This is a genomic window from Roseovarius salinarum, assembly GCF_002834145.1.
Taxonomy (GTDB): Bacteria; Pseudomonadota; Alphaproteobacteria; order Rhodobacterales; family Rhodobacteraceae; genus Roseovarius; species Roseovarius salinarum.
This window is the reverse complement of the sequence record NZ_PHNT01000002.1, coordinates 68,470-82,626: the sequence shown is the minus strand read 5'-3', so window position 1 is coordinate 82,626 and position 14,157 is coordinate 68,470. Positions and strand designations below refer to the sequence as shown.

At 70.5% G+C, this 14,157-nt stretch carries 12 protein-coding genes; 8 read left to right on the top strand and 4 right to left on the bottom strand.

The window, feature by feature from the left end; translation table 11 throughout:
• The first annotated feature begins 81 nt into the window (after nt 1-81).
• The gene (locus CEF10_RS03370) at nt 82-597 is read left to right on the top strand and encodes an arsenate reductase ArsC (protein WP_101066219.1); all 516 of its coding nucleotides are present in this window, start codon (nt 82-84) and stop codon (nt 595-597) included.
• Between the two features lie 24 nt (nt 598-621).
• Complete coding sequence (arsB, locus tag CEF10_RS03365) at nt 622-1,677, top strand: ACR3 family arsenite efflux transporter (protein WP_101066217.1); 1,056 nt, start codon at nt 622-624, stop codon at nt 1,675-1,677.
• Between the two features lie 6 nt (nt 1,678-1,683).
• Here arsB and aroB read toward each other — a convergent pair whose 3' ends face one another.
• Nucleotides 1,684-2,799: a 3-dehydroquinate synthase gene (aroB, locus tag CEF10_RS03360; protein WP_101066214.1), complete on the bottom strand. Its 1,116-nt coding sequence runs from the start codon at nt 2,797-2,799 to the stop codon at nt 1,684-1,686.
• Between the two features lie 3 nt (nt 2,800-2,802).
• On the bottom strand, nt 2,803-3,306 hold the full coding sequence (locus tag CEF10_RS03355) for a shikimate kinase (RefSeq protein ID WP_232796394.1): 504 nt from the start codon (nt 3,304-3,306) through the stop codon (nt 2,803-2,805).
• Nucleotides 3,307-3,467: 161 nt separating this feature from the next.
• Here CEF10_RS03355 and CEF10_RS17035 point away from each other — a divergent pair, with 161 nt between their 5' ends.
• Genes CEF10_RS17035 through CEF10_RS03345 form a run of 3 tightly spaced genes read left to right on the top strand, consistent with a single transcriptional unit; the run spans nt 3,468 to nt 6,098 of the window.
• Nucleotides 3,468-3,617 carry a hypothetical protein gene (locus CEF10_RS17035; protein WP_198586136.1) on the top strand — a complete coding sequence of 50 codons (150 nt, stop codon included), beginning with the start codon at nt 3,468-3,470 and terminating at the stop codon, nt 3,615-3,617.
• Complete coding sequence (locus CEF10_RS03350; protein ID WP_232796388.1) at nt 3,604-5,133, top strand: hypothetical protein; 1,530 nt, start codon at nt 3,604-3,606, stop codon at nt 5,131-5,133. The genes CEF10_RS17035 and CEF10_RS03350 overlap by 14 nt, the downstream gene beginning before the upstream one ends.
• Nucleotides 5,130-6,098, top strand: coding sequence for a site-specific tyrosine recombinase XerD (locus CEF10_RS03345; RefSeq protein ID WP_101066672.1), 969 nt, complete (start codon nt 5,130-5,132; stop codon nt 6,096-6,098). Before CEF10_RS03350 ends, CEF10_RS03345 begins: the two co-directional genes overlap by 4 nt.
• Here the strand turns inward: CEF10_RS03345 and CEF10_RS03340 are convergent.
• The gene (locus CEF10_RS03340; protein ID WP_101066207.1) at nt 6,035-6,853 is read right to left on the bottom strand and encodes a metallophosphoesterase family protein; all 819 of its coding nucleotides are present in this window, start codon (nt 6,851-6,853) and stop codon (nt 6,035-6,037) included. The genes CEF10_RS03345 and CEF10_RS03340 overlap by 64 nt on opposite strands.
• Before the next feature lie 88 nt (nt 6,854-6,941).
• On the opposite strand from CEF10_RS03340, the gene CEF10_RS03335 reads away from it, so the two are divergent.
• The gene (locus tag CEF10_RS03335) at nt 6,942-8,249 is read left to right on the top strand and encodes an HlyC/CorC family transporter (RefSeq protein ID WP_101066205.1); all 1,308 of its coding nucleotides are present in this window, start codon (nt 6,942-6,944) and stop codon (nt 8,247-8,249) included.
• Between the two features lie 28 nt (nt 8,250-8,277).
• On the opposite strand, the gene CEF10_RS03330 is transcribed toward CEF10_RS03335, so the two are convergent.
• The gene (locus CEF10_RS03330; RefSeq protein WP_101066203.1) at nt 8,278-10,707 is read right to left on the bottom strand and encodes a GcvT family protein; all 2,430 of its coding nucleotides are present in this window, start codon (nt 10,705-10,707) and stop codon (nt 8,278-8,280) included.
• A 188-nt stretch (nt 10,708-10,895) separates the two neighbouring features.
• Between CEF10_RS03330 and CEF10_RS03325 the strand changes: the two genes are divergently transcribed.
• Both CEF10_RS03325 and CEF10_RS03320 read left to right on the top strand, forming a co-directional pair.
• Nucleotides 10,896-13,313, top strand: coding sequence for a GcvT family protein (locus CEF10_RS03325; RefSeq protein ID WP_101066200.1), 2,418 nt, complete (start codon nt 10,896-10,898; stop codon nt 13,311-13,313).
• Between the two features lie 187 nt (nt 13,314-13,500).
• Complete coding sequence (locus tag CEF10_RS03320; protein WP_101066669.1) at nt 13,501-14,106, top strand: nucleotidyltransferase family protein; 606 nt, start codon at nt 13,501-13,503, stop codon at nt 14,104-14,106.
• Nucleotides 14,107-14,157: the final 51 nt, after the last annotated feature.

Sequence of the window (14,157 nt, the reverse complement as noted above, 5' to 3'; positions counted from 1 at the left end):
TGTCACGCGCCGGTTACATGCGCGCCGTAGCACCGGGCCCGTGCGGCAGCGTCGCCGTGCGACCGGACCCGGAGGCGCGACATGGCGGACAGTATCCGCAACGTCCTGTTCCTGTGCACCAGCAACTCGGCCCGCTCGATCATGGCCGAGGCGATCCTGAACCGCGTTGGTGCGGGCCGCTTCCGCGGCTTTTCCGCCGGGTCGCGGCCGGCCGACGCCGTGCAGCCCCGCGCGCTGGCGCTGCTGGAAAACCTGGGCCACGACACCGCGCCGCTGCACCCGAAAAGCTGGGACGCGTTCGCCGCGCCCGACGCGCCCGTCATGCATTTTGTCTTCACGCTTTGCGACAACGCCGCGGGCGAGCCCTGCCCGCTGTGGCCCGGCCAGCCCGTGACCGCGCATTGGGGCCTGCCCGACCCGGCCGCCGCGACCGGGTCGGAGGCCGAGATCGCGCTGGCCTTCGCCGATTGCTACAAGATGCTGCACCGGCGCCTGACCATCTTCGTAAGCCTGCCGTTCGCGCAACTCGACGCGCCGGGGCTGTCGCGACACCTTGACGACATCCATGCAGGCGACGATGACGTGTCCGACGCCTGACCCCGATCACAGGATCCCGGCACCATGACCGACCAGAGCACCGACGCCGCCCCCGGCGCCATGGGGACATTCGAGCGCTGGCTGTCGCTGTGGGTGGCCCTGGCCATCGCCACGGGCGTGGCCCTTGGCAACCTCGTGCCCGGCGCGTTCGCGGCGCTGGCCGCGCTCGAGGTGGCCTCGGTCAACCTCGCCGTGGCGGTGCTGATCTGGGCGATGGTCTACCCGATGATGGTGGGGGTCGATTTCACCGCGCTGCGCCACGTGGGCGACCGGCCCAAGGGGCTCGCGATCACGCTGGCCGTCAACTGGCTGGTCAAGCCCTTCACCATGGCCGCGCTGGGCGTGCTGTTCTTCGAGCATGTCTTCGCCGGCCTGATCCCGCCGGGCGACGCGCAGGCCTACCTGGCCGGGCTGATCCTGCTGGGTGCGGCGCCCTGCACCGCGATGGTCTTCGTCTGGTCGCAACTCACCCGGGGCGACGCGACCTACACGCTGGTGCAGGTCAGCCTGAACGACGCGATCATGGTGGTGGCCTTCGCCCCCATCGTGGCGCTGCTGCTGGGCGTGACCGACATCGCCGTGCCCTGGGAGACACTGCTGCTGTCCGTCGTCCTCTACATCGTCATCCCGCTGGCCGCGGGCATGGCGACCCGCGCACGGCTGGTGCGCCGGGGCGGCGCGCAGGCGGTCGAGGCGTTCCGCGACCGCATCAAGCCGGCCACCGTCATCGGCCTGCTGGTCACCGTGGTGCTGCTGTTCGGCCTGCAGGGGCAGGTGATCCTGGAGACGCCGCTGGTGATCGGGCTGATTGCCGTGCCGCTGCTGCTGCAAAGCTACGGTATCTTCGCGCTGGCCTACGCGGCCGCGCGCGCCTGGCGCGTGCCCTTCGAGGTCGCCGCGCCCTGCGCGCTGATCGGCACCTCGAACTTCTTCGAACTCGCCGTGGCAGTGGCCGTCAGCCTGTTCGGCCTCGGTTCTGGCGCGGCGCTGGCAACGGTGGTGGGCGTACTGGTCGAGGTGCCGGTGATGCTGTCGCTTGTGGCCTTCGCCAACCGGACCCGCCACTGGTTCCCCGGCTGAGACGCCTCAGCGGCGCGCCGCAAGCGCCTCGTCCAGCACGGCGCGCACCGCGTCGGCATCCACGTCCGATGTCACGAAGGCATGCCCGATTCCCCGCGCAAGGATGAAGCGCAGCTTGCCGTCCTGCACCTTCTTGTCCTGCGCCATCAGCGCGAGCAACCCCTCTGTATCCGGCAATTCCCCCGGAATATCCGCAAGATCGGCCTTCATGTTCATGTCCCGCAAATGGGCGCGGACGCGCCCCGGCTCCTCCTGCGCGCACAGGCCAAGACGCGCCGAAAGCTCGAAGGCCAGCGCGCAGCCGATCGCCACCCCCTCGCCGTGGAGAAGCCGATCGGAGTAGCCGGTCGCCGCCTCCAGCGCGTGACAGAAGGTGTGCCCGAGGTTCAGCAGCGCGCGGTCGCCCTGCTCGGTCTCGTCGCGCGCGACGATCTCGGCCTTCATCTCGACCGAGCGGCGCACGGCGGCGATCCGGGCCACCTGATCGCCCGAGGCGATGGTTGAACCGCACCTTTCAAGCCATTGGAAGAACGCGGCATCTCCGATAAGCCCGTATTTCACCACCTCGCCGTAGCCCGCGCGGAAATCGCGGGCCGGCAGCGTGTCCAGCGCCGCGGTGTCGGCCAGCACGAGGCTGGGCTGGTGGAAGGCGCCGACAAGGTTCTTGCCCTGCGCGGTGTTGATGCCCGTCTTGCCACCCACCGAACTGTCGACCTGCGCCAGCAGGCTGGTCGGCACCTGCACGAAACGGATCCCGCGCCGGGCGACCGCGGCGGCGAACCCCACGAGGTCGCCGATCACCCCGCCGCCGAGGGCCACGACAACGTCCGTCCGCTCGATGCGCTGCTCCAGCAGCCACTCCACTGCACGCTCGAGATGCGGCCAGGATTTCGTGGCCTCGCCGGCCGGCAGCGTCAGCGTCACGGCGGAAATCTCCGCCTGTTTCAAGCCACTTATCAAGGATTGCAGATGCAGCGCCGCAACGTTCTCATCGGTGATGATGGCCACCCTCGGGCGCCGCAGAAGCGGCGCGATCAACGCGCCGGCGCGGGCCAGCAGCCCCGGCCCGACGTGGACGTCGTAGGCGCGCGCGCCCAGCCCGACCTGCACGGTTTCGATCATTCGTCACCCCCCGATCACGTCCGGCCGCGTCCGCAGCGCCGCCACAACCTTTTCCGCCATCGCCTCCACCGAGTAGTCCGGCTCCGCCGCGACCCGGATGTCGGCCTTTGCATAGACGGGCACGCGCGCCTCGAAAAGCCGTTTCAGCGTGCCGTAGGGGTCGGGCGTGCGCAGCAGCGGGCGCGTATCCTTGTGCCGCACCCGCGCCCAAAGCAGGTCGAGATCGGCGTCGAGCCAGACCGACACCCCCTTGCGCGAGATGACCTGGCGATTGCGCGCCGACAGGAACGCGCCCCCGCCCGTGGACAGCACCGCCGGCGGCCCGTCCAGGAGCCGCGCGATCACCTCGCTTTCGCGCGCGCGGAAAAACCCCTCTCCGTCGCGTTCGAAGATCTCGGGGATGGTCATGTTGGCGGCCGCCTCGATCTCGTTGTCCGAATCGAGAAAGGGCACCTCCAGACGCGCGGCCAGCGCCCGGCCGACGGCCGTCTTGCCCGCACCCATCATGCCGACAAGCGCGACGGACTTTTTCAACCCTGCAGTGCGCGACGCTGGCAAAGCTCGGCGCCCCCGTGCCAAAATTCCGGCCTGACGCCCTGAATGGCGTGATCTCGGCCCGAAGGCCAGCTATAAAGCCAGCCAAGCAAAGAGGAAACAGGCGGATTCAAATGGCGCGGCTCATCAAGTGGTTGTTCTATCTGGCCGTTCTGGCCTTCGTGGCGCTTGTCGGCTACGCCTACATCGGCCCGTTCCTGGGTGCCGATTTCTCGCCGCCCACGCAGGAGATTCGCGAGGACGTGATCCTTGAGGCCGATTAGCGCAGGTCTTCTCGCCGCGCTCATCGCCTCGGCGGCGCCCGCGCAGACGCCGATGTCGGCCATCGACTGGCTGGACGACCCGGTCACCGTCCCGCTTGCCCCGCCGCGCGTGGCCCCGTCGCGCGACGGGGTCACAGACGGCATCTCGACACCCCCGGTCACCGTCACGCCCCTGGGCGAGACGCGCGCCGACGCCGTGGGGCTGCTCGCCCCGTCGGTCACGGGGCTGCCGCCGACGTTGTGGCAGGCCAGCGGCGTCGATCGCCTGCGCGACCGGCTCGAACGGATCGCGCCCGAGCCGCTGCCGGCGATGCAGGAGCTTTATTATACCCTTTTGCTGGCCGAGGCCGAACCGCCGGCCGGCACGGGACAGCACAGCGCCTTCCTGCAGGCGCGCATCGACGCGCTGACGGCGCTGGGGGCGGTGCAGCCGGCCGAGGCGTTGCTCGAGCGCGCGGGCGCCGCCGCGCCCGGGCTGTTCTCGCGCTGGTTCGACCTTTCGCTGCTGCTTGGCCGCGAGGATCGTGCCTGCGCCGCCCTGCGCGACCGCCCCGAAAGCGACTCGGGCTATGCCGCGCGCATCTTCTGCGCGGTGCGCGCGGGCGACTGGCCGGCCGCCGCGCTGACCTACGACGCCGCCATGGCGCTGGGAATGCTGGACCGGGCCGAAGCGCGCCTGCTGGGGCAGTTCCTCGACCCGGAGTCGGCCGAGCGGGCGCTCGCCCTGCCGCCGCCCGAGTCGCCGTCGCCGCTGGTGTTCCGGCTGTTCGAGGCCGTCGGGCGGCCACTGCCAACGGCCACGCTGCCGCGCGCCTATGCCCATGCCGACCTGCGGGGCACATCCGGCTGGAAGGCCGAGCTGGAGGCCGCCGAACGGCTGGCCCGGGTGGGCGCGCTGTCGGAAAACAGGCTGCTGGGGCTTTACACCGAGCGCAAGCCGGCCGCCTCCGGCGGGGTCTGGGACCGCGCGGCGGCCATCCAGCGCCTCGACGCCACGCTCGAGGCGGGGCGCGGCGACGCGATTGCCACGGCACTGGCCGAGGCATGGCCGGCCATGCGGAAAGCGCGGCTCGAGGTGCCCGTCGCGCGGCTTTACGGCATGCGGCTGCACCGGCAACGGCTCGGGGGCGAAGCCGGGCGGCTGGCCACGCGGCTGGCGCTGCTGTCGTCCGACTACGAGGCGGCGGCTGGAACCGTCGACGCGGGCGATGGCCCGCTGGCCTTCGCTGCCGCGCTGGCCCTCGGGCGGCCCACGGAACCGGCCGGGGCGGGCGCGCTTGAGGCGGCGATCGTGCGGGCCTTCACCACCGCGGGGCCCGATCCCGCGCATGCGCCGCTGATAGACGCGGGCCGGCTGGGCGAGGCGATCCTTGCCGCGGCCAACCAGCTCGACGCCGCCGCGCCGGCCAACGCGGGCCAGATCGGCGGCGCCCTGCGGACGCTGCGGGCCGTGGGTCTGGAGGATTCGGCCCGCCGCGCGGCGCTGCAACTGCTGTTGCTGGAGTGGCCGCGGTGACCGGCGCACGGGCCATCGCGACCTTCCTCGACGCGCAGGCCGCGGAACTGGGCGCGGCGCAGAACACGCTGGCGGCCTATGCCCGCGACCTCGACGACTTCCGCGGTTGGCTGGAGGCGCGCGGCGGCGCCCTCGATACCGTCAAGCGCGACGAGGTCGAGGCGTATCTCGTGGACTGCGCGGACCGCGGTCTGGCGGAATCCACCCGCGCGCGGCGGCTGTCGGCGATCCGCCAGTTCTGCCGTTTCGCCTTCGAGGAAGGCTGGCGCGGCGACGACCCCGCCGCGCAGGTCCGGGGGCCGGGCCGGCGCCAAACACTGCCCGGCACGCTGACGGTCGAGGAGGTCGACCGCCTTCTGGCCGCCGCGCGGCAGCATGGGCGCAGCGTGGCCGACCGCAGCCGCAACACATGCCTGATGGAAGTGCTCTATGCCACCGGCATGCGTGTGAGCGAACTGGTCGCCCTGCCGGCCGCGGCAGCGCGCGGCGACCCGCGCATGCTGCTGGTGCAGGGCAAGGGCGGGCGCGAACGCATGGTGCCGTTGTCGGGGGATGCCCGCGCGGCGATGACCGACTGGCTGGGCCACCGCGACACCGCCGAGGCGGCGGCGCGCCGGAAGGGCCGGCCGGCCTCGCCCCATCTGTTCCCCTCGCGCGGCAAGGCCGGCCACCTCACGCGGCACCGGTTCTTCTCGCTGATCAAGGAAATCGCCGTCGCGGCCGGGGTCTCGCCCGCGCAGGTGACGCCGCACCGGCTGCGCCACGCCTTCGCCACGCATCTGCTGGCCGGCGGCGCCGACCTGCGCGCGATCCAGACGCTGCTCGGCCACGCGGACGTGTCGACGACCGAGGTCTACACCCATGTCCTGGACGAACGGCTGCGCACGCTGGTGCAGGAGGGTCACCCGCTGGCGCAGGCGGCGCGGCGCAAGTCGGGCGGCAGCACGTCCTCGGACGGCCAGTAGCCCGTCGCGAGCCCCCGGTCGTAGCCCTGCGTCAGCCCCGCCGCGCGCATCGTCGCGGCCGCGCCTGCGTGGTCGTACGTCAACCGTTCGATGCGCGGCGCCCCGCCGGCAAGCACGGCGAAACGCGTCTGCGGCGCGCCGTCGTTGGGCGGCATGCCGATGACGCCGGCGTTGATCCACGCCACGCCGGCCACCCGGCGGGTGAAGGGAATGCCGCAATGCCCCGCGACGATCCCGTCGACCGGGCCGGCGGCGGCGCGGACGGCGGCGATTTCCTCGGCAAAACACGCATCGGGCGAGGTGGGCCAGAGAAAGCGGGCCACATCCGTTGCCCCGCCGTGGATCACCGCGAACCGCCCGCCGCGATGGGTGAACAGGCCGATGTCGGGCAGGCCGGCCATCCAGGCGCGGTCACCCGGCCCGAGGGCCGCGTCGGCATGGGAATACCAGCGCGCCGACAGCCGGTCGCAGGTGCTGCCGGGGGCAAACCCGCAGCCGCAGTCGCCCGCACCGGCGGCGAGCTGTTTCTCGCAGTTGCCCGCCACCACGGGGCACCCTGCCGCGCGCAGCGCCGCCACCGTCGCCGCGGGGGCGCCGCAATAGGCCACCACGTCACCGGTGCAGACCGTGGCCGCGGGCGCGATGCCGCGCGATCGCGCGTGCGCCAGCAACGCCTGCGTTGCCTGCAGGTTGGAATACGGCCCACCGAACAGCACCAGCGGCCCGTCGTGCCGGCCGAAATCCACGATCTTCATGCGCTCTGCCCCGCTTGCCCGCGTGGTCCCTTGATCGCCGCGCCAGTGCGGCCCATAACGCACGAAGCTACCAAGGATCGCCCCGGAAATGGAAATCACATCCCCGATACTCGACGCCGCCTTCTGGATCACCGCGGGGGCGATCGCGCTGTTGCTGGTCCTCTCGGGCTTCTTCTCGGGGTCCGAGACGGCGCTGACCGCCGCCTCGCGCGGCAAGCTGCGCTCGCGCGCCGACAAGGGATCGAAGGGGGCCCAGAGCGCGCTCGACATCACCGAGGACAACGAGCGGCTGATCGGCTCGGTTCTGCTGGGCAACAACCTTGTGAACATTCTCGCGGCGTCGCTGGCGACCTCCCTGTTCACGCGGCTGTTCGGTGAATCCGGCGTGGCGCTGGCCACGCTGGTGATGACGCTGCTTGTGCTGATCTTCGCCGAGGTGCTACCCAAGACCTATGCCATCACCAACGCCGAGGTGGCGGCATCACGCGCGGCCCCCGCGATCAAGCCGGTGGTGCGCATCTTCGCCCCCGTGGTCGCGGCCGTCCGGCTGCTGGTGCGCGGGATCCTGCGCGTGTTCGGCGTGCAAACGGACCCCGACAGCCACATCCTGGCCGTGCGCGAGGAAATCGCCGGGGCGCTTTACCTCGGCCACTCCGAGGGCGTGGTGGAAAAGGAGGACCGCGACCGGATCCTCGGCGCGCTCGACCTGGGCGAGCGGGCGGTGGAGGAAATCATGCTGCACCGGTCGCGCATCGAGATGATCGACGCCCGCGAGGAACCGCGCACGATCCTCGACCAGTGCCTGCACAGCAGCCACACCCGGCTTCCCGTCTTTCGCGACGATCCCGACAACATCATCGGCATCGTCCACGCCAAGGACCTGCTGCGCGCGATGCACAAGCTCGCGCTGGACCCGGAAAAGGGCGCGGAGGCGCTGGACGACTTCGACATCTGCGACGTCGCGATGAAACCCTACTTCGTGCCCGAAACCACGACGCTTGACGACCAGATGCGCACCTTCCTGCGCATGCGCAGCCACTTCGCGCTGGTGGTGGACGAATACGGCAGCCTGCAGGGGCTGATCACGCTCGAGGACATCCTCGAGGAGATCGTGGGCGAGATCACCGACGAGTTCGACCCCGACGCCGAGCACCCCATACGCCGCAGCGAGGACAACCAGTTCCTGGTCGACGGGGCGATGACGATCCGCGACCTGAACCGCGCCACCGATTGGAGCCTGCCGGACGAGGCGGCCAACACCGTGGCGGGGCTGGTGATCCACGAGGCGCAGATGATCCCGCAGGTCGGCCAGGTCTTCAGCTTCCACGGCTTCCGCTTCGAGGTCGTGGCGCGCAAGGACAACCGCATCACGAAGCTGAAGATCCGCCCGTTGTAAACGCCTGGCGCGACGGCCGGCCGGCGGCTCAGGCGCGCAGGCGGTGGCCGTCGGGGTCGAAGGGCGGCCGCTCCAGGATGCGCGCGGCGTGGGGGCGCCCCAGTACCATGACCTCGACCGTGTCACCCGGCGCGGCGGCCCCGGCGCGCACGTAGCCCAGCGCGAGGCTCATGCCAACGGTGTAGCCGTAGGTGCCCGAGGTCACCCGCCCGACCGGCGTGCCGTCCCTGAAGATCGGCTCGCCCCCCGTGGCATCGGCATTCGAGGCCGTCACGGCAGCCTCGTCGATCTGCACGAGAACCAGACGCTCGCGCGCCGGATCGGCCATCGCGCGCTGCGCCGCCGCCTTGTGCAGGAACGCCTTGTCCATCTTGCACAGCCGGTCGAGGCCGACCTCGTGGGGGAAATACTCGGGGCTGTATTCCCGCCCCCACGAGCCGTACCCCTTCTCGATGCGCATCGACATGAGCGCGCGCGCCCCCACCGGGCCGGCGCCGACGGCCTGTCCGGCCTCGAGCAGCGCGGTGTACAGCCGCGCCTGATCCTCGGTCGCGCAGTGCAGCTCCCAGCCGAGATCGCCGGTGAAGCTGACGCGCAGCGCAAGGCAGGGCACGCCGGCGATCTCGAGCATCGCCGAGCGCATGAACGGGAAATCCTCGGTCGCCAGCGAGGCGTTGGTCAGCCGCTGGAGCATCTCGCGGGACCGCGGCCCGGCCACGTTGAAGCCGCACATCGCCTCGGTGCGGCTTCCGAACGTGGTGTCCGCGGGCAGTGGCACCATGTCGAAGAACCGCTTGTGGTAGCGTTCGGCAGCGCCCGAGGAGACGATCCAGAATTCCTCGTCGCCCGTGCGCGTCACCGTGGCATCGCCGGCAATGCCCCCGCGCACCGAGATGAGCGGCGTCAGACACGACCGCCCCGCCGCCCGCGGCATCCGGTTGGCGAAAACGGAATTCAGCCAGTCCTCGGCGCCCGGGCCGGCCACGCGGTATTTCGCGAAGTTGGAGATGTCGATGATCCCCGCCCGCTCGCGCAGCATGCGCGCCTCGCGGCCCACCGGCTCGAACCAGTTCTGGCGGGTGAAGCCGTTCGTGTCCTCGGTGCCCGGCGCACCGGCGAACCACTGCGGGTGCTCCCAGCCGTAGTTGAGCCCGAAGACGGCCCCCATCTCCCGTTGCATCTCGTGGACCGGCCGGATGCGCACGGGGCGCCCGGCCGCGCGTTCCTCGTTGGGATAATGGATCGCGAAGCGGTGGGCGTAGGCGTCGCGCACCCGCCCCTTCACGAAATCGCCGTCGTTGGCCCACTCGCCGAAGCGGGAGAGGTCCCAGGCGAACATGTCGTACTCCATCTCGCCCTGCGTGATCCACTGCGCGGCCATCAGCCCCATGCCGGCCGACTGCGAGAAGCCGGGGATGATTCCGCCGCAAACGAAGTAACCCGGCTTTTCGGGCACCGGCCCCATCAGCACGTTGGAATCGGGCGACCAGATCATCGGGCCGTTGATGACCCGCTTGATGCCGGCCTCGGCCACCGCCGGGACCCGGTCGATGGCGCGCATCATGTTGTCCTCGATCCGCTCGAGGTCGTCGGGAAACAGGTCGTGGGCGAAGTCCAGCGGCGTGCCGTCCTCCGCCCAGAAGCGCATGTCGCGCTCGTAGGCGCCGATCAACAGCCCCTGCCCTTCCTGCCGCAGGTAGTATTCGCCGTCGCGGTCGGCGACCGAGGGCAGCCGGCGCCCGGCCTGCGCGATCTGCGCGATCGTCTCGGTAACGAAATACTGGTGCTCGGTGGGCTGCAGCGGCAGCGTGATGCCCGCAAGCTTCGCCACCTCGCGGCCCCACAGCCCCGCGGCGTTGATGACCCAGGGCGTGCGGATCTCGCCCTTGTCGGTCTCGACGATCCATGTGCCGTCGGGCTGTTGCACGGTGGCGGTCACCGGCGTGAAGCGGTATATCTCGGCCCCTTCCTGCCGCGCCCCCACGGCATAGGCGTTGGTCACGCCCGAAGGGTCCACGTTGCCGCCCTCGGGCTCCCACATGATGCAACGCACGCCGTCGAAATCGACCAGCGGATGCAGGCGTTCGGCCTCGTCGCGCGTGACTTCGTGGAAGTTCATGCCGTAGAGTTGCGCCTTGGCCGCCTGAAGCCGAAGCTGGTGTTCCCGGTCCTCGGTCTGCGCGAGGTAGAGCGAGCCGGGCTGGAACACGCCGCAGCTTTGCCCCGTCTCTGCCTCGAGCTCCTTGTAAAGGCGCATGGTGTAATGCTGCAGCCGGCTGATGTTGGCGCTGTCGTGCAGACCGTGGATGTTGGCCGCGGCGTGCCAGGTGCTGCCGGATGTCAGCTCGTCGCGCTCGAGCAGGACGACGTCGTGCCAGCCCAGTTTCGCAAGATGGTAAAGGATCGAGCAGCCGATGACGCCGCCCCCGATCACGACGGCCTGTGCGTGCGATTTCATGGGAAAACCCGTGTGTTGTGTCGCCGCCAGACTGTCCCCGATTCCCCGCCGGCGATTGCCGGTTCCCGACATTTCCCGTCGCGGTGATACAAGCTGCGGGCCGGAAAACGACAGCATCTGTCGGATTCCGGCATGCCGGGGGCGCCCCCCGGCCCGCAGGCTGCGGCCAAACGACAGGAGGGTCTTCCATGCAAACCACCACCCGCGTGGCCGTGATCGGCGGCGGAGTCGTCGGCTGTTCCGTGCTCTACCACCTGACCAAGCTGGGGTGGTCCGACGTGATGCTGATCGAACGCTCGGACCTGACCAGCGGATCGACATGGCACGCGGCGGGCGGCTTTCACACCCTCAACGGCGACACCAACATGGCCGCGCTTCAGGGTTACACCATCAAGCTCTACCGCGAGCTTGAAGAGATCACCGGGCTGTCGTGCGGCCTGCACCACGTGGGCGGTGTGACGTTGGCCGACAACCGCGACCGGATGGACATGCTGCTGGCCGAGCGCGCCAAGCATCGTTTCATGGGGCTGGAGACCGAGATCGTCGGCCCCGAGGAGATCGCGCGCCTCGCCCCCGTCACCAACACCGAGGGCGTGATCGGGGCGCTCTACGACCCGCTCGACGGCCACCTCGACCCCTCCGGCACCACGCATGCCTACGCCAAGGCGGCCCGGATGGGCGGCGCCACCATCGAGACGCACTGCCATGTCCACGAAACGAACCAGCGCCCCGACGGCACCTGGGACGTGGTCACCGACAAGGGCACCGTGCATGCCGAGCACGTGGTCAACGCCTCCGGCCTCTGGGCGCGCGAGGTCGGCGCGATGGCCGGCGTCTACCTGCCGCTGCACCCGATGGAGCACCAGTACCTGGTCACCGAGGAAGTGCCCGAGATCGCGGCCTTGATCGACGCGGGCGGCGAACACCCCCACGTCATGGATCCCGCCGGCGAAAGCTACCTGCGCCAGGAGGGGCGCGGGCTGTGCATCGGCTTTTATGAACAGACCTGCCGGCCGTGGGCCGTGGACGGCACGCCGTGGAACTTCGGGCACGAACTGCTGCCAGACGACTTCGACAAGATCGAGGCGAGCATCGACTTCGCCTACCGCCGGTTCCCCGCGCTGGAACGCGCGGGTGTGAAATCGGTGATCCACGGCCCCTTCACCTTCGCGCCGGACGGCAACCCGCTGGTCGGGCCGGTGCCGGGGCTGCGCAACTACTGGTCGGCCGTGGGCGTGATGGCGGGCTTCAGCCAGGGCGGCGGCGTTGGCCTGATGCTCGCCCAGTGGATGGTCGAGGGCGAATGCGAACGCGACGTGACCGCGATGGACGTCGCCCGCTACGGCGACTGGATCACGCCGGGCTACACCCGTCCCAAGGTGATCGAGAATTACCAGAAGCGGTTCTCGGTGGCCTACCCGAACGAGGAACTGCCAGCCGCCCGGCCCTTCCGCCAGACGCCGATGTACGACGTCTTCGACGACATGGGCGCCGTCTGGGGCCACCAGTACGGGCTGGAGGTCGTCAACTACTTCGCGGAAGGCGACGAGCGGCGTTTCGAAACCCCCAGCTTCCGCCGCTCCAACGCCTGGGACGCCACCGCGCGCGAGGTCGCCGCGGTTCGCGAGGGCGTGGGCATCAACGAGGTCCACAACTTCGGCAAGTACCTCGTCACCGGGCCGAACGCGCGCGCGTGGCTCGACCGGATCATGGCCGGGCGCATCCCGAAACCCGGGCGCGTCGCTTTGACCCCGATGCTCAGCCCCAAGGGGCGGCTCTGGGGCGATTTCACCGTCTCCTGCCTGGGCGAGGAGGCGTTCCAGCTCACCGCCTCCTACGGCGCGCAGGCGTTTCACATGCGCTGGTTCGAGATGAACGAGGCCGAGGGCGTGCAGGTCGACAACATCTCCGACCGCCTCAACGGCTTCCAGATCGCGGGCCCGAAGGCCCGCGAGGTGCTGGCGGCCTGCACCCGCGACACCGTCTCGGAGATGCGGTTCATGGACCTGCGGCACGCCACGCTGGGCATGGTCGACTGCCTGGTCCAGCGGGTGAGCTTCACCGGTGACCTCGGCTATGAAATCTACTGCGACCCGATGGCCCAGCGCGCGCTCTGGGAGGTGCTGTGGACCCGCGGGCAACCGCACGGGATGAAACCCTTCGGCATGCGCGCGATGATGTCGCTCAGGCTCGACAAGTTCTTCGGCGCGTGGCTGCGCGAATACGGCCCCGACTACACGCCGGGCGAGACGGGGATGGACCGCTTCGTCGCATGGTCCAAGACCGCCGATTTCATCGGCCGGGCCGCCGCCGAGGCCGAGCGCGAAAAGGGCGCCGCGCGCCAGCTGGTGCCCTTCGAGGTCGCGGCCGGGGACGCCGACGTCAACGGCTTCGAGCCGGTCTGGATCGACGGCCGCGTGCAGGGTTTTTGCACCTCTGGCGGCTACTCGCACCACGCCGGCAAATCCGTCGCGCTCGCGCTGGTGCCGACCGGGCATGCCACCCCGGACCTTGAGGCCGAGATCGAGATCCTCGGCCGGATGCGGGCCGCGACACGGCTGACGACACCGCTGTTCGATGCCGACGGCGCGCGGATGCGCGGGTGAGGTCGCGCCGCGGCCACGCGCCGCGCACTTGCCCGACAGGGGCGCGGGGGCGTATCACCGGGTGCATGATCCCGCCTTCACCCGCAGACTTCATCTTGCGCCAAATACTCCGGGGTGAATTGCCCCGGACACCGTCCGGGGCAAGAGGGGCAGCGCCCCTTGTGCACGGTGGCCCCGCTTGATCGGGATGCGCGATATCCTGATCCTGATCCCGGCCGCCGGCGCGGCCACGCGCATGCGTGGCCGCGACAAGCTGCTCGAACCCGTCGCGGGCGCGCCGTTGCTCGCCCGCCAGGCCAAGATCGCTCTGGCGACCGGCGCACGCGTGCTGGTGACCCTGCCGCCCGACGCCCCCGCACGCCGCGCCACTCTTGACCGGATCGCGGATGCCCGGCTCTGCCCGGAAACGGTGGCGGACCCGGCCGAGGGCATCGCCGCCTCGCTGCGCGCCGGGGCGCGGCGGGCGCAGGATACACGCGCGGCCGGCCTGATGGTCTTGCTGGCGGACCTCCCGGAACTCGAACCGAGCGACCTCGAGGCGGTCTTCGCCGGCTTCGCCGACGCGCCCGACCGCCCCGCGCGCGCCGTGGACGATTCCGGCACGCCCGGCCACCCGGTGGTCTTTCCGCCCCGGCTCTACCGCGACCTGCTGGATCTTGCGGGGGACACGGGGGCGCGCGCGATACTGAAAGATTCCCAAGTCACCCGCGTTCAGCTTGCCGGCGCACGGGCGACAACGGATCTCGACACACCCGAGGCGTGGGCCGCGTGGCGGGCACGCAACGCGCGGTAGTGCCAACGCGACGTTTCCGAAATGCAAACAATCCCGGCAATTCGCCGGGAT